This is a genomic window from Rhodopila sp., assembly GCF_965277825.1.
GTDB lineage: Bacteria > Pseudomonadota > Alphaproteobacteria > Acetobacterales > Acetobacteraceae > Rhodopila.
Genome location: NZ_OZ255846.1, coordinates 1,590,802 through 1,605,250, shown reverse-complemented (window position 1 = coordinate 1,605,250; position 14,449 = coordinate 1,590,802). Strand labels below are relative to the sequence as shown.

Sequence of the window (14,449 nt, the reverse complement as noted above, 5' to 3'; positions counted from 1 at the left end):
GTCTCCCTCACAGTTGGTAAGGACGACCTTCGATGGCCGGTACAGCCTTCCGTGATGGGCTGTTCGAAGCTTTCGGAGCGGCGCGCGGTGGTCTCGTCGGTCGATGCCGCTTGTTCGCTCGCGCCGTGCCCAAGCCTTGCGCGCGCCGGCCGAGCACTAGGACGGCGGCCTGACCCCCAACACATGGGCAATCGCAAAGGTCAGGTCCGGCCGGTTCAGCGTGTAGAAGTGGAATTCGTCCACCCCATTTGCCTGCAACAGCCGAACCTGCTCGGTGGCGACCACCATGCCCACCATCCGGCGGGTCTCGGGGTCGTTCTCCGTGCCGTCGAACAGCCGCCCCATCCAGGCCGGCACGCTGGCACCGCACATTGCCGAGAACTTCACCGCCTGGGCGTAATTCGACACCGGCATGATGCCCGGCACGATTGGTGCCTTGATCCCAGCAGCCAGACAGAGGTCGAGGAAGCGCAGATAGGTGGTGGTATCGAAGAAGTATTGAGTGATAGCGCGGGTCGCCCCAGCATCCAGCTTGCGCTTCAAGTTCTCCAGGTCGGCCACCGGGTTGGACGCACCCGGATGGACTTCCGGATAAGCCGCGACGGAAATCTCGAAATCAGCAACGTTGCGCAAGCCGGATACGAGATCGGCGGCGAACTGGTAACCGCCGGGATGTGGCCGATATGGTTCGCCGGGCGGCGGATCGCCGCGCAACGCGACGATATGGCGCACGCCGGCCTGCCAGTAGCTTCTGGCGACCGCGTCCACCTCGGCCCGGATCGATCCGATGCAGGTCAGGTGGGCGGCGGGAACCAGGCTGGTCTCGCGCACGATGCGCGCCACGGTGGCGTGAGTGCGCGCCTGCGTCGTGCCGCCGGCACCGTAGGTCACCGACACGAAGCGCGGAGCTAGCGGCGCCAGGCGGTTGATGCAGGTCCACAACTGCTGCTCCAGCGCCTCGGTGCGCGGCGGAAAGAACTCAAACGACAGATGCGGCGCCGGTTGACCGGGCGAGCGCATCGGCAGCGCGCTGAAGCGCGGGCCTGTCATCCAGCGTTGTAACGTGGCGGAGCCAAGATCCATCCCCGCTGAATCCCCGGTTTCCGCTCAAAACGCAAGGGGTTGCGCGGACCGTCCAACGCCGCCTCCTGGCCGACCCGGCCGACCAGGAATTCGTAGAACGGGATTTCCATGTTTGTTGGTCGCGTGGTATGGCCGACCGCTGCGCGGTCCACCGAAACCACCGAGCGGTTTGCGGACAACTCAGTGCCGGGTGCTCCGGTTAGATGAGAGTCGTGTTTAAAGAGTTTGCTCCGGATCCGGGCGGTGGTCGACCGCGTCCGGAGTCTGGCTTGAGGAAGCTAATGCGCCCTGTTCTGTTCCACTGCCGCTCGTTCTTCGGGCCAGCAAGTTTTCTCGCTCTGTTGATCGTGGCCGGCATCGGCCTGGCGGGTTGCGCGACAGCGCCCCCGGCGAGCGACCCCGATGCGTTGGCCGATTACCGGCAGACCAACGACCCGCTGGAACCCACCAACCGAGTGTTCTATGCGATCAACAACGGCCTCGACACCGTGATCCTGCGGCCAGCGGCGTTGGCCTATCGCTATGTCGTGCCCGGCGCGGTGCGCACCGGCCTCCACAACGTTTTGGCCAATATCGGCCTGCCGGTGCAGTTCGCCAACGACGCCCTGGAAGGCAAGCCGCGCCGGGCCGGCGACACCACGATGCGCTTCCTAATCAACACCACCGCCGGCGGTCTCGGTATTTTCGATGTCGCTACAAAATGGGGTTATCCCGATCATGACGCCGACTTCGGCATGACGATGGCGCTTTGGGGGGTGCCCGAGGGACCGTTCCTGTTCCTGCCAGTGCTGGGTCCTAGCGACCCGCGCGACGCCGCGGGGTTCGGTGCCGGCATCGCCCTGGACCCGTTCACCTGGGTCGGCACCGGCCCCGCCCTTGCCGGCTGGTCAGCTTTCAAATACTCGCGCCAGGCATTGAATGCGCTCGACGCGCGCGAGCGTGTGCTTGACTCGCTGGATCAGATCAAGAAGACAGCGCTCGATCCCTACGCCACTTTCCGCAGCCTGTACCGTCAGCATCGCCACGCCCAGATCGAGGAATTGCGCAACGACAATCGCGCGACCATACCCGTCTGGTTCCCGCAGCCGGCGGACACGCCCGCGAAGTAAAATGACCCGTCACCATAGTTCGGACAACAAGATGATCCATCGCCGGCATTTCCTGATCCTGGCCGCCGCATCGGCCGTGCTGCTTCCCCTATCGGCCCGCGCCCAGAGCACGGAAAAGGCCGCCGCGTTCGTGAAGTCCACCGGTGACCGGCTGGTGGCGATCGTCAACGGCCCAGGGTCGGCCGAGTCCAAGCGCTCGGCGATGACCGAGGTGCTGACCAGCGATGTCGATGTTGATGGGATCGGCCGGTTCTGCCTGGGCCGGTTCTGGCGCCAGGCGACGCCCGAACAGCAGAAGCAGTACCTGGCGCTGTTCCACGAGGTTTTGGTCACCAATATCACCGCCAAGCTTGGCGAGTACAAAGGCGTCACCTTCAGCATGGGCCGCAGCCGGTCGCAGGACCAGGAGGCAGTGGTTTCAACCACGGTGGTGCGCCCGAACAATCCACCAACCGCGGTGGACTGGATCATCGCCAGCCCGGAGACCAAGCCGAAGATCATCGATGTGGTGGCCGAGGGCACCTCCCTGCGGCTCACCCAGCGGCAGGACTATGCCTCTTATCTGACGCACAACAACAACAACGTCGATGCGCTGATCGCGGCCATGAAGAACCAGGTCTCCCGCAACGGATAGCGGTTCATCCCTGCGAGTCAGACCAGGCGCGAGCCGCTCGGCTCACTGAGGCTTTCGTAGACGATCATCGTATGGCCGCGTTGGCGGAAGCTTTCGGCCGGCCCCATGCCGATGCCGCCCAGCACCGTGCGTGATCCGAAATTGCTTTCTCGGGCTACCGCGATGATCCGTCCAAGGCCGGCGCGGTCGTGGCCGAAGCGCAACGCCGCGAACGCCGCTTCGCGTGCCAGGCCGCGGCCCTGGGCTTCCGGTGAAATGGCGAAGCGAAGCGCGACGCCGCGCCCATCCGGACGGTGCTGCAATCCGGTGATGCCGATGAAACGGTCCACCTCGCGAACCGCCCAAATGCCGAATCCATGGCGGCCCCAGTGCATGACATCGTCCGCCAGGTCGTCGGCGGTCTGGGCATGATTGCGCACGCCGCCCAGCATCACCGCAAACACCGAGGGATCGGTCTTGAACGCCCGCAAATCAGCCAGATCGCTACCCCCGACCGGGCTTAGCACAAGGCGGCCGGTTCGCAGCACCCAGATCGGGCTCATGGCGGACCCGGCCGGCCGCCGAACCCGGCAAGATCAGCATCGGTATCGCGGATCGAGGGCGTCGAGTTGTCGAAGATAGGCCGGCCACTCGGCCGACGCCCGGCCGCGGTCATGTTTTTCGTATTGCGCCGCCACCCGCTCACACACATTCGGAGGGATTTCGCGCAACACCGCACCGGTCGCCTCCATCCGCAACTGGATCCGAGCGGCACACACGAACTCCTTCATCAAGCAGAACGCCTCGCGCGCTGTCTCGCCGACTGTGGTGATGCCATGGTGGCGCATGATCAGCGCGCGGTTTTGACCCAACGCAGCGATGATGCGCTCGCGCTCGTCGAAACTGTCGGTCAGGCCCTCATACTCGTGGTAGCCGATGCGATTATGAAACCGCATCGCGTTCTGTGACAACGGCCGCAGTCCATGACTCAGGCCCGAAATGGCGATGGCTTCCTCGGGATGGACATGCACCGAACATTGCACGTCGGGCCGGCCGCGCAGGATGCCGCTGTGCAGGGTGAAGCCGGGCCGGTTGACGCCGGACCGCTCGTCCAGATCGTCGTCCATGCTGACTTCAACGAAGTTGGACGCGGTTACCTCATTGTAGAGCAGCTCGTGCCGCTTGATCAGGAAGTGGCGCGGGCTGGACGGAACGCGCATCGCCGCGTGGTTGAAGATCACGTCGCCCCAGCCATGCTGCGCCAGCAGCCGGTAGACCGCCGCGAGGTCAACGCGGGCCTGATGATCGGCGTTGGCTTGGATCGTGGTTTCGGCGTCCATCGTATGTGCCTCCGACTTGCAGGGTCAGATAGCGAACCCGCCGTGCTGGGGCAAATGTCGGGTCCTGCGCCGTCACCACATCCGTTTCACGCCATAGGCATCGAATTGCTTTTCGTTCGAAACCAAAACAAGGTCGTTCAGCATCGCGTGGGCAATCAGCATCTGGTCGAACGGATCGCGGTGCGGGCCCGGCAACGCACCGGCCGCCTGACCGTGCCGGATGGTGATCGGCAGGCCGACGAAACCCTGCTCAAGTATCGCCCCACCAAGATCGGCCACGATGGCGGCGATTTCGGGCAGTTTGCCCAGACGATGCTTCGTCGCGATCTCCCAGGTGGACGCGGCGCTGATGAAGACCAGGTTGGTTTCGTCTGCTATCGCAGCCTTGGCCGTCGCGGAAAGCGAGCTATCGCCCGCCAGCCACCAGAGCAGGGCATGCGTGTCGAGCAGCAGGTCCATTGGCCTATTCCCAGGCCGCGATTTCCTGTTCCGTCAGCGGTTCGAAAAACCCAGGGCCTACACTGATCTGTCCACGCAACGCGCCAAATCGGCGTTTGCCCGCTGCCGGCTTTAACGGCACCAGTTTGGCGATAGGGTTCCTGCCGCGAGCGAGCACGATCTCCTCGCCCGCTTCGACCCGAGCCAGCAGCTGTGACAGCGTGGTTTTGGCGACATGGATGGTGACGACCTGCATGACGAAGCCATTAGCTATGCAAACTAGCCAATATCATGCCCGCCGCGACCCGACAAAACAATCATCGGCGGGTGCGGTAAGTCGAACACAGCAAGCGGCAGGGTCACGCGATGGACATGAAGAAGGGCTACAAACAGCTTCTCGCCGAAGCCAACGCAGAAGTGAAAACCCTCACGGTCGAGGCGGCAATCAAACTCGCCGGCAAGCCCGACGTGGTGTTCGTCGATCTGCGCGACCCGCGCGAGATCGAACGCGAAGGCAAGATGCCGGGGGCGTTTGCCTGCACCAGGGGCATGCTGGAGTTCTGGATCGACCCCGAGAGCCCCTATGCCAAGCCGGTCTTCAGCGAACCGAAGCAGTTCGTGTTCTTCTGTGCCGGCGGCTGGCGCTCCGCGCTGGCGGCGAAGACGGCGCAAGAGATGGGGCTGACCGATGTGGCGCATCTCGGCGGTGGGTTTGCCGCCTGGAAACAGGCGGGTGGGGCAGTGGTGGAGAAGTAAGCGCGGGCGCTGCCCGGACCCGCAAAGGGCCGGCGGCCCTTTGATCCCGTTTAGCTTCTATAGGAGCCGTTGATTTCGATGTAGCCGTGCGTCAGATCGCAGGTCCAGGCGGTGGCCTTGCCGCCGCCTAGGCCGATGTCGATGGCGATCTCGACCTCCTTGCCTCGCATGTGCGCGACCACCGGGGCTTCGTCGTAATCCGTGATCACCGCGCCGTCCCTGGCCATCCATACGCCGCCGACGCCGATCGACAATTTGTCGCGATCGGCCGGCTCGCCGGATTTGCCGACCGCCATGACGATGCGGCCCCAGTTGGCGTCCTCACCGGCAATCGCCGTCTTGACCAGCGGCGAGTTCGCCACCGCCATGGCGATCTTCTTCGCCGATCGGGCGCTCGCCGCCCCGGTGACGTCGATGCGCACCCGCTTGCTGGCGCCCTCGCCATCGCCGGTGACCTGCAGCGCCAGGTCCAGCAGTACCTCGTTCAACCGCTGCGCGAAATCGGCCAGGGTCCGGTTGCGGGCGGCGGTCCCATCGGGGCCGGGAATGCGCCCATGCTTCGCCTGCCCGGTGGCGATCAGCAGCACGGTGTCGGAAGTCGAGGTGTCGGAATCCACCGTGGTGCGGTTGAAGCTGGCATCGACACCCTTGCGCAGCATGGTCTGCAGCGCGTCGGCCGGCAGCTTGGCGTCGGTGAACACGAAACACAGCATCGTCGCCATGTTGGGTGCGATCATCCCGCTGCCCTTGGCGATGCCGGTGATACGCACCTGGGCATCGCCGATGCGGGCCAGCCGGGTTGACGCCTTGGGGAATGTATCGGTCGTCATCATGCCGCGGGCGGCCGCTTCCCAGTTATCGTCCGTCAGGGCCTGATGCAGCGCCGGCAGCGCGGCCACGAGCTTCTGGTGCGGCAGCAGCTCGCCGATCACCCCGGTCGAGGCGATGAACACCTGCCGCGGCTGGCAGGCCGCCAGCTTCGCCGCCGCCGCCGCCGTCGCCACACAGGCCTCGCGTCCGGCCTTGCCGGTGAACACGTTGGCATTGCCCGCGTTCACCACCACCATCCGCGCCCGCCCCGCCTTCAACGCCGTTCGGCACCAATCGACCGGCGCGCCCGGGCACTTGTTGGAGGTGAAAACCCCGGCCACGGTGCTGCCGGCGGCAACCTCCATCATCACCACGTCGGTTCGCCCCTGGTAGCGGATGCCGGCCGCAGCGGCCGACAGGCGAACGCCGGCGAGCGGCGGCAGCTCCGGCAGCGGGACGGCGAGCGGGGACACTTCAGCAGCCATGGCTTGGTGGTTGATCCAGAGGCTTATTTGGCGGCCGGTGGCGGCTCCGCCGTATCGGTCGTCTTCACCGGTGTCCCGTCCAGGTTGAACCGTTCCACCTTGGTGTCGGAACGCGCCTTGATCACCGCTTGCTGCACCGCGGCCTGAAGCATCTGTTGGCGCAACTGATCGCGTTCCTGTTCAAACGTCGGCGGCGGCGCGGTCCGATGTTCCAGCGTCTGGATGACATGCCAGCCGAACTCGGTCTTCACCGGGGTCGGCGTCACCTCGTTGTCCTTCAACGCGAACGCCGCGTCTGCGAATGCCGGTACCATGTCGGTCTTCTTGAAAAATCCCAGATCGCCGCCCTGCTTGGAGGCCCCCGGATCCTTGCTATACTGCTTGGACAGCGCGGCGAAGTCGCCGCCCTTCTTCAGGTCGGCGATGATCTTGTCCGCGGTGGCTTCATCCGACACCAGGATGTGCCGCGCATGCACTTCGGGCTCGCCCGGTTTGTTGGCAAACTCCTGGTCATACCGAGCCTTGACCGCTTCATCGCTGAGTTGCGGGCGTACCTGTTTGCTCAGCATGGCGGACGCCAGGGTGCGGTCCTCCGCCATCTGCATGCTGCGCTTGACGTCGGGGTCGTTTTCAAGCCCGGTCTTCTTCGCTTCGATGATCAGCGCCTGCGCGTCGATCAACTGATCCAGCAGCATCGGATAAAGTTGCTTCGGCGGCAGTGCGCGCGCTTGCGCCGGCAGGGTATCGGCCGCGGCCTTCAGGTCGCTGGCGTGAATCGGCTGCCCGTTGACCTTGGCCAGCACCGGATCGGGATCGGTCTGCGCCCTGACCGGCGCGGCGGCGATCATGCCGAACAGAGCGGCGGCAGCGAGCAGGCGGGCCGGCGGCCCCCATGAGCAGTCCGGAAAAAGCGGCATGCAAACCCCTGCGTTAGGAAAGCGGTGCTTATGACCGAAGCTGGCAGAGCTCACAAGGCAGCCCCATTGGGCGACGCCGAGTGAAGGTTCGTAGCGCGCGTCTCAGACGCGCTATACTACAGCATGCGCTGCAGGATGAGCTTCTGCACGTCCGAGGTGCCTTCGTAGATCTGGCACACCCGCACATCGCGATAGATCCGCTCCACCGGATAGTCGGCCAGGAAGCCGTAACCGCCCAAGGTCTGGATCGAGGCGGTGCAGATCGCCTCGGCGGCTTCCGAGGCAAACAGTTTCGCCATGCAGGCGGCTTCCAGTGCCGGCCGGCCCTCGGCCTTCAGTCTCGCCGCATGCAGTGTCAGTTGCCGGGCCGCCTCCAGTTGCGTCTTGGCGTCCGCCAGGCGGAAGCCGACCGCCTGGAAGTCGATGATCGCGCCGCCAAACGCACGCCGTTCGCGGGCGTATCCGATGGCGTATTCCAGCGCCGCCCGCGCCATGCCGACGCTCTGCGCGGCAATGCCGATGCGTCCGCTTTCCAGGGTAGAGAGCGCGATTTTGTAGCCTTCACCTTCGGCACCGATACGCTGGTCTTCCGCCACCTCCATATCCTGAAACGCCAGCGCACAGGTGTCGGAGGCCTTCTGGCCCAGCTTCTCCTCGGTGCGGGCGATCGAGAACCCGGGATGGGTCTTGTCGATCACGAAGCAGGACAGCCCCTTCTTGCCGGCGTCAGGGTCGGTAACCGCGAACAAAACCAGGGCGCCCGGGTGGGCCGCGTTGCTGATGAACTGCTTGGCGCCGTTGATGACGTAGCGGTCACCGAACTTGACCGCGCGGGTCTTCAGGTTGGACGCGTCCGACCCAGCCTGCGGTTCGGTCAGGCCGAACGACCCGATATGTTCCCCTCTTGCCAATGGGCGCAGCCAGCGGTCCTTCTGGGCGTCGGTGCCGTTATTGTTGACGACGACACAGGTCGGCGAATTATGCACCGACACCATGGTCGAGACCGAACCGTCGCCGGCGGCGATCTCCTCCACCAGCAGCGCGTAGGTGACCGGGTCGATCTCGCTGCCGTCCCATTCGGCGGGGGTGGTGGCGCCGAACACGCCGAGCTCGCCCAGTTCGGCGATGATCTCGGGCTCGATCCGGCGCTGTTTCTCGCGCTCGGCCGCCAGCGGTGCCAGTCGGTCCTGGGAAAAGCGGCGGATCATGTCGATGATCAGGCTATCGCCGGTCGGAGAGATGCTGTCGGGCATGCTGGCTGCCTCAGGTTGCAGACGTTGCGCAGGGTTTACACTGCCGCGCCGGGTTTGTCAGCCGGGTCGCCGTTTGCCGCACCCCAGCAGCCGGGGCGCGCCGTGGCCACTTTGTGCTATGAATGGTCCGCCCGGCTCGGACGAAAGAAGCTTTCTCGCATCAAACGTCTCCGGCAACAACGACGAGGCAACGACATGGCTGACCATGAATATGACACCGATCTGGTGCTCTGGTCGCAGCACCAGGCTCGAGCCTTGCGTAACGCCGCGGGCTCGGCATCCAATCTGCCGATCGACTGGGAGAATGTGGCCGAGGAGATCGAAACCTTGGGAAAGAGCCAGTCACGGGAGTTTGCCAGCAGGATATCGACTGTCCTAATTCACCTTTTGAAGCTTAAAGTCTCTCCGTCCGCCGAACCTCGCGCCGCGTGGCGGGAGACGATCCGGGAACAGCGGGATGGCATCCAGCGTGTATTGGCCGATGCTCCAAGCCTGCGACGGACGATCCCGACCGTGATCCAGGACGAACTGGCCGGTGCGAGGGAACGGGCGCGAGACGCACTTGCCGATTATCGCGAGCAACCAGGCATCGACTTCACCGAGTTGATATTCACCGAGGATCAGGTGGTCGGCCGCTGGTTCCCGCCTCCGCCCGGGACATGAGGCCATGGGCATCACGCTGCGAGGGACCACCAGTGTCAGCCAACTTCTGATGGCAGATCGACCTCGGTCGGCCGGGACCACGCGGGCTGAGCGCTTTGGCCATCCCGGCTGGAATGCGATAACCACGCCACCCGAAGTCCCGCCTCGACCGACCGGCGGACGGGCATAAAAACAGGAGGGATGGAAATGCCTATTCCAGCGGATCTGCTCAGCACTGCTCTCGCCGGTATCGCGTTCGTCGGCTGCGGCATGGCCAGCGCATCGGCCGCGCCCGCAACGCACCTGCGGCGGCGAGAAACCGTAGTCAACGGCAAGCGGGTCAAGACCATCGACGTTCACGCGCATTGCATCGTGCCGGCCGCCGCGGCGCTGATCAACCACCCGCTCGAGGCGCCGGGCCTGCTGATGCACGACACCAGCACTCGCATCGCGGCGATGGACGCGCAAGGCATCGACGTCGAGGCACTCAGCATCAACCCGTACTGGTATCGCGCCGAACGCGACGCCGCGGCCGAACTGATCAAGATCCAGAATGAAACCCTGGTCGAGTTCTGTGCCGCCAGCCCCGACCGCTTCGTCGCCTTCGCCACCGCGGCTCTGCAATATCCCGATCTCGCCGCGCAACAGGTCGAGCATGCGGTCAAGACACTCGGTTTCCGCGGCGTCGGTGTCGCCGGCAGCGTCGCCGGCGAGGAACTGGCCAACCCAAGGTTCCATCCGTTCTGGGCGAAGTGCGAGGAACTCGGGGTGCTGGTGTTCATGCACCCGTTGGGCACGCGCGAACTGGAACCCAGCGGGCGGCTGGGCGGCAGCGGTTTGCTGACCAACACGATCGGCAATCCGCTGGAAACCACGATCGCTTTGTCACACCTGATCTTCGAGGGCACGCTCGACCGCTTCCCGGGCCTGAAAATCTGTGCCGCGCACGGCGGCGGGTTCCTGCCGTCATACGCCAACCGGTCGGACGCGGTGACCCGCTGCTTCCCCGATCGGGTCGGCCCGCTGCCGAAGAAGAATCCGACCGCCTATCTGAAGGACGGTCAGCTATTCTTCGATACAATCGTCTTTACACCCGAAGCGCTGCGCCACCTGATCGCGGAAACCGGTGCCGGCCAGGTCATGATCGGGACCGACTATCCGTTTCCCTGGACCAGCACCGAGGTTGATCTCGTGCTCGGCATACCGGATCTGACCGACAACGAGCGCATCGCGATTCTTGGCGGAACCGCCGCAAGACTGCTTGGCATCGCGTCCTGACCGGGCGCGGCGGCCGGTCTGACGTCAGCGGTCAGTGATGGCGCGATCGGCCCCCAGAACAGGCCGGCGCTGCCCGCAACAATCTCGTGCTACCTTCGGTCCAGGCTGAACCGCCCGGCGCCGAACGCCACCACCTGCAGAAAACCACCCGCCATGCAGACATTCTTCATGAAGTTGATCATCTGCTCGCGGTTTTCGGGATGAAGATGCGCGACCAACGCCGTGGCAATGCACCAGACAGCCAAGACCAACGCCGTCATCCGTACCCGCCAACCGACCAGGAACAGGATGCCGCCACCGATCTCGACGATGAGGGCCACCGCATATGCCGCGCCCGGCACCGGCAATCCGTCCTTGGCGAAATAGGCCATCGTCGCCGCTGGCGCCATCGCCTTCAGGAACCCGGCCTGGATGAAAATCCAGCTCATCAGCACGCGTCCCAGCAAGCCGACCCAATCCATTGATCCGCCCTTCATCCGACGATCTCCGTGGCGGCGAAGAAGAACCCGATCTCGATCGCGGCATTCTCGGCGCTATCGGACCCATGCACCGAGTTCGCCTCGATGTTTTCCGCGAACAGCTTGCGGATGGTACCGTCGGCGGCGTCGGCCGGGTTGGTGGCGCCCATCACGTCGCGGTTGCGAACCACCGCGTTGTCGCCTTCCAGCACCTGCACGACGACGGGACCGGAAATCATGAAGCTGACCAGATCACGAAAGAACGGCCGAGCGGCGTGCACGCCGTAGAAGCTTTCCGCCTGCCCATGGGTCATCCGGATGCGCTTCTGCGCCACGATACGCAGCCCAGCCGCCTCCAGCACCGCATTGATCTTGCCGGTCAGGTTCCGACGGGTGGCGTCCGGCTTGATGATGGAGAAAGTGCGCTCGGTCGCCATCGCGGCCTCCTAGGTTCCAGGTTGGGACAGTTCAGCTTCGAGGGGTTCCGCGCGGCTGAGTAAGGGTTTGCTCCGCCAAGGGCAAGCCGGCACAGTACAACCCGACCTCGCCGCGGCGGCCCCGGCGGCGGCGAAACGCCGGCCGATCGCGACCTGCAGTGCGATCGCTTTTGGTGGCATCACCAAAAACGTCATCGCCCTGTCGAACAATGAGCGACTAAAGCGTTAGCGGTTCAGGTTGAACCGATAACGCTTTAGTCGCCGCGGCCGAAACCGTCCACCATCGCCCGGATGCGCTCCGTGTCGCCCTGCTCCATCACCCGCCGGGCAAACCGCACGCAGGCGTCGATCTGCACCGACCGGATCATCTGCTTCACCTTCGGCACCGCCGAGGCGTTCATGCTCAGCGACCGCACCCCGAGCCCCAGCAGCAACGGAGTCAATTTCGGCGACGCCGCCAGTTCACCGCAGATCGCCACCGGCATACGCATGCGCAGCGCCGCCTCCGTGGCGAATTGCACCAGCCGCAGCACTGCGGGATGCGTCGGATCGTACAGCATGGCGACGACACTCTCGGCGCGATCCACCGCCAGCGTGTAGGCGGTCAGATCATTGGTCCCGATCGAGAAGAAGTCAGCCTCCAGCGCCAGCGCGTCGGCCGACAGTGCCGCCCCCGGTGTCTCGATCATGATGCCAAGGGGCGGCAGCTTTTCCGGGATCCGCTCGCCCCGCCGGCGCAACCGCCGCGCCACCCGCTCATAGATTTCCCGCGTCGCCCGAACCTCGCCGACAGTGGTCACCATCGGCAACAGCACCCGCACCGGTCCTGCCATGGACGCCCGCAGGATCGCCGCGAATTGGGTTTCCAGCAATTGTGGCTGGCGCAACAGCAGCCGGATGCCGCGCAACCCCAGGGCCGGGTTTGTATCGGCGATCTCGGGTACCACGCCGGCCATGTTGAGCGCCTCGATCTCCTTCTCGCCCCCCCAATCCAGCACCCGAATGGTGACCGGATCGCCATGCATCGCCTCGACGATGGTGCGGTAGCTTTCGGTCTGAGTGGCCTCGTCGGGAATGGTCTCGCGGTTCATGAACAGGAATTCGGTTCGCAGCAGACCAATGCCGACCGCCCCGGCCTGCACGATCAGCGGCAGTTCGACCGGCAGCTCAAGATTGGCCTGCAGCTCGATCGCGGTGCCATCTAGCGTGACCGCCGGCAGCCGCCGCAGCCGGGAATAGCGCTGGCGTTCCCGCGCGAACGCCGTCACCGCCTTGCGGGCCGCCGTCAGCGTCAGCGGCGCGGGATTGAGCACCACCGTGCCGACGATCCCATCCACCACTGCGATATCGCCCGGCTCCGCGGCATGCGCCAGTCCGGCCACGCCCAGCACCGCCGGCACGCCAAGTGCGCGCAGCATCACCGCGGTGTGCCCGTCCGCGCCGCCCTCTTCGGTGACCACGGCCGCCAGCCGAGACGGATCCAGCAGCGCGGCATCCGCCGGCCGCAACGCCTCGGCCACAAGAATGGAGCCTTCCGGCAAACCGGCAAAACTGCGGAACGGGGACCGCGTCAGGTTGCGCACCAGGCGCCGGGCGATCTCCCGGATCTCGTCGGAGCGCCGCCGCAACCCCGCCAGATCCTCGGCCGACAGGCTGGGTTCGGCTTGCGCCATGATCGCATCACCGATCGCCGCGGCTTCCTTCATCACCGCCGATTCGGCCGACAGCAAGGTCTCTTGAATCCGCTGGCGCACGCCACGCACCAGCCGCGAGGGTCCCAGCATCCGGATGTAGGCGTCGATCAGCGGGGCGATCTCGGCCTGGCTTTCCTCGGGCAAAACCGCCAGCCGAGCGCGGAGTTTCGCTAATTGCTTTTGCGATTGCGCAATCGCGGCATCCAGTCTGGCGCTTTCGGCGCCGGTATCGGAGGCATGGATTTTCTGGCGGGTGATGACCGCTTCCGGTTCGGTGGTGCCGAACACCGGCCCGATCGCCACCCCGGCCGACACCGCTATGCCGTGGAACATCCTCTCGGAACGGATTTCGGGGGCAGCGAGGGCGGAGCGGGCCAGTCGCTGGTGCTGTGGCGGTGGTGGGTCAATCCTGTTCATCGAAGCCGGCCTCGACCAGGGCGGCCAAAGCGTCTAGCGCTTCCTTGGCATCCCAGCCTCGGGCTCGCAACTCGATCTCGCACCCGCGTGAGGCGCCCAGCATCATCAGGCCCATGATCGATTGGGCCGAAATTTCCTGACCGTCCTTCACCACATCGATCGACGCACTGAACTGCTCAGCCACGGTCACGAACCGCGCTGCGGCACGGGCGTGCAGCCCGCGCTTGTTGCAGATCGTGACGACCCGCGACAGCACTGGGGAACCGGAAACCGGCGCGGCGGTCATTCGCAGCGACCGCCGGTTCCATTCACCTTGCAGCCGTGCAGCACATGAGACGCGGCGGCGATGTATTTGCGTCCGGCGTCCTCGGCGCAGTTGACGGCATCGGCCAACGGCTGTTTCGAGCGGACCTTGGCCAGCTTGACCAGCATCGGCAGATTGACCCCGGCGATCACCTCAACTCCTTTTCGCTCCATCATCGAGATCGCAAGGTTGCAGGGCGTGCCGCCGAACATATCTGTAAGCAATACGACACCTTCTCCAGTGTCGCACCGCTTTATACAGGCGTCGATTTCGGCGCGCCGGTTGTCCATGTCGTCCTCCGGTCCGATGCAGACCGTATCGACGTTGTGCTGGGAGCCGACCACATGCTCCATCGCGGAGCGTAATTCGTCGGCCAGTCGCCCATGCGTTACCAGAACCATCCCGATCATGATCG

The 14,449-nt window shown here is 65.0% G+C and carries 18 protein-coding genes; 5 read left to right on the top strand and 13 right to left on the bottom strand.

Annotated elements, in window-relative coordinates:
• Positions 1-156: 156 nt before the first annotated feature.
• Positions 157-1,083, bottom strand: a complete 927-nt coding sequence (gene metF / locus ACQY4T_RS08130; RefSeq protein WP_428539921.1) for a methylenetetrahydrofolate reductase [NAD(P)H] — start codon at positions 1,081-1,083, stop codon at positions 157-159.
• Between the two features lie 281 nt (positions 1,084-1,364).
• On the opposite strand from metF, the gene ACQY4T_RS08125 reads away from it, so the two are divergent.
• Together ACQY4T_RS08125 and ACQY4T_RS08120 are read left to right on the top strand one after the other, a co-directional pair.
• A complete protein-coding gene (locus ACQY4T_RS08125; protein WP_428539918.1) occupies positions 1,365-2,192 on the top strand; it encodes an MlaA family lipoprotein in 828 nt (275 codons plus the stop codon).
• Between the two features lies 1 nt (position 2,193).
• A complete protein-coding gene (locus ACQY4T_RS08120) occupies positions 2,194-2,826 on the top strand; it encodes an MlaC/ttg2D family ABC transporter substrate-binding protein (protein ID WP_428539915.1) in 633 nt (210 codons plus the stop codon).
• 17 nt (positions 2,827-2,843) lie between these two features.
• On the opposite strand, the gene ACQY4T_RS08115 is transcribed toward ACQY4T_RS08120, so the two are convergent.
• The 4 genes from ACQY4T_RS08115 to ACQY4T_RS08100 form a co-directional block, all read right to left on the bottom strand.
• Positions 2,844-3,368 carry a GNAT family N-acetyltransferase gene (locus ACQY4T_RS08115; RefSeq protein ID WP_428539912.1) on the bottom strand — a complete coding sequence of 175 codons (525 nt, stop codon included), beginning with the start codon at positions 3,366-3,368 and terminating at the stop codon, positions 2,844-2,846.
• A gap of 33 nt (positions 3,369-3,401) precedes the next feature.
• Positions 3,402-4,145: a class II aldolase/adducin family protein gene (locus ACQY4T_RS08110; protein WP_428539909.1), complete on the bottom strand. Its 744-nt coding sequence runs from the start codon at positions 4,143-4,145 to the stop codon at positions 3,402-3,404.
• A gap of 72 nt (positions 4,146-4,217) precedes the next feature.
• A complete protein-coding gene (locus ACQY4T_RS08105; RefSeq protein WP_428539906.1) occupies positions 4,218-4,604 on the bottom strand; it encodes a type II toxin-antitoxin system VapC family toxin in 387 nt (128 codons plus the stop codon).
• Between the two features lie 4 nt (positions 4,605-4,608).
• Positions 4,609-4,839, bottom strand: a complete 231-nt coding sequence (locus ACQY4T_RS08100; RefSeq protein WP_428539903.1) for a type II toxin-antitoxin system Phd/YefM family antitoxin — start codon at positions 4,837-4,839, stop codon at positions 4,609-4,611.
• A gap of 110 nt (positions 4,840-4,949) precedes the next feature.
• Here ACQY4T_RS08100 and ACQY4T_RS08095 point away from each other — a divergent pair, with 110 nt between their 5' ends.
• Positions 4,950-5,339, top strand: coding sequence for a rhodanese-like domain-containing protein (locus tag ACQY4T_RS08095; protein WP_428539900.1), 390 nt, complete (start codon positions 4,950-4,952; stop codon positions 5,337-5,339).
• A gap of 50 nt (positions 5,340-5,389) precedes the next feature.
• Here ACQY4T_RS08095 and argJ read toward each other — a convergent pair whose 3' ends face one another.
• The 3 genes from argJ to ACQY4T_RS08080 form a co-directional block, all read right to left on the bottom strand.
• Positions 5,390-6,634 carry a bifunctional glutamate N-acetyltransferase/amino-acid acetyltransferase ArgJ gene (argJ, locus tag ACQY4T_RS08090; RefSeq protein WP_428539897.1) on the bottom strand — a complete coding sequence of 415 codons (1,245 nt, stop codon included), beginning with the start codon at positions 6,632-6,634 and terminating at the stop codon, positions 5,390-5,392.
• 23 nt (positions 6,635-6,657) lie between these two features.
• Positions 6,658-7,551 (bottom strand): peptidylprolyl isomerase, encoded by an 894-nt coding sequence (locus tag ACQY4T_RS08085; protein WP_428539894.1) that lies wholly within the window; start codon positions 7,549-7,551, stop codon positions 6,658-6,660.
• Between the two features lie 116 nt (positions 7,552-7,667).
• Complete coding sequence (locus ACQY4T_RS08080) at positions 7,668-8,804, bottom strand: acyl-CoA dehydrogenase family protein (RefSeq protein WP_428539891.1); 1,137 nt, start codon at positions 8,802-8,804, stop codon at positions 7,668-7,670.
• A gap of 195 nt (positions 8,805-8,999) precedes the next feature.
• On the opposite strand from ACQY4T_RS08080, the gene ACQY4T_RS08075 reads away from it, so the two are divergent.
• Both ACQY4T_RS08075 and ACQY4T_RS08070 read left to right on the top strand, forming a co-directional pair.
• Entirely contained in the window at positions 9,000-9,467 is a 468-nt protein-coding gene (locus tag ACQY4T_RS08075) for a DUF29 domain-containing protein (RefSeq protein WP_428539888.1), read from the top strand.
• 186 nt (positions 9,468-9,653) lie between these two features.
• Positions 9,654-10,724 carry an amidohydrolase family protein gene (locus ACQY4T_RS08070; protein ID WP_428539885.1) on the top strand — a complete coding sequence of 357 codons (1,071 nt, stop codon included), beginning with the start codon at positions 9,654-9,656 and terminating at the stop codon, positions 10,722-10,724.
• Between the two features lie 89 nt (positions 10,725-10,813).
• On the opposite strand, the gene ACQY4T_RS08065 is transcribed toward ACQY4T_RS08070, so the two are convergent.
• The 5 genes from ACQY4T_RS08065 to ACQY4T_RS08045 all read right to left on the bottom strand — a co-directional run bounded on the left by ACQY4T_RS08065 (position 10,814) and on the right by ACQY4T_RS08045 (position 14,444).
• Positions 10,814-11,200, bottom strand: coding sequence for a DoxX family protein (locus ACQY4T_RS08065; RefSeq protein WP_428539882.1), 387 nt, complete (start codon positions 11,198-11,200; stop codon positions 10,814-10,816).
• Positions 11,197-11,619, bottom strand: coding sequence for a nucleoside-diphosphate kinase (gene ndk / locus ACQY4T_RS08060; protein WP_428539879.1), 423 nt, complete (start codon positions 11,617-11,619; stop codon positions 11,197-11,199). Before ndk ends, ACQY4T_RS08065 begins: the two co-directional genes overlap by 4 nt.
• Positions 11,620-11,873: 254 nt before the next feature.
• Positions 11,874-13,730 carry a phosphoenolpyruvate--protein phosphotransferase gene (gene ptsP, locus ACQY4T_RS08055; protein WP_428539876.1) on the bottom strand — a complete coding sequence of 619 codons (1,857 nt, stop codon included), beginning with the start codon at positions 13,728-13,730 and terminating at the stop codon, positions 11,874-11,876.
• Positions 13,717-14,016 carry an HPr family phosphocarrier protein gene (locus tag ACQY4T_RS08050; RefSeq protein WP_428539873.1) on the bottom strand — a complete coding sequence of 100 codons (300 nt, stop codon included), beginning with the start codon at positions 14,014-14,016 and terminating at the stop codon, positions 13,717-13,719. The genes ptsP and ACQY4T_RS08050 overlap by 14 nt, the downstream gene beginning before the upstream one ends.
• Entirely contained in the window at positions 14,013-14,444 is a 432-nt protein-coding gene (locus ACQY4T_RS08045) for a PTS sugar transporter subunit IIA (RefSeq protein ID WP_428539870.1), read from the bottom strand. Before ACQY4T_RS08045 ends, ACQY4T_RS08050 begins: the two co-directional genes overlap by 4 nt.
• Positions 14,445-14,449: the final 5 nt, after the last annotated feature.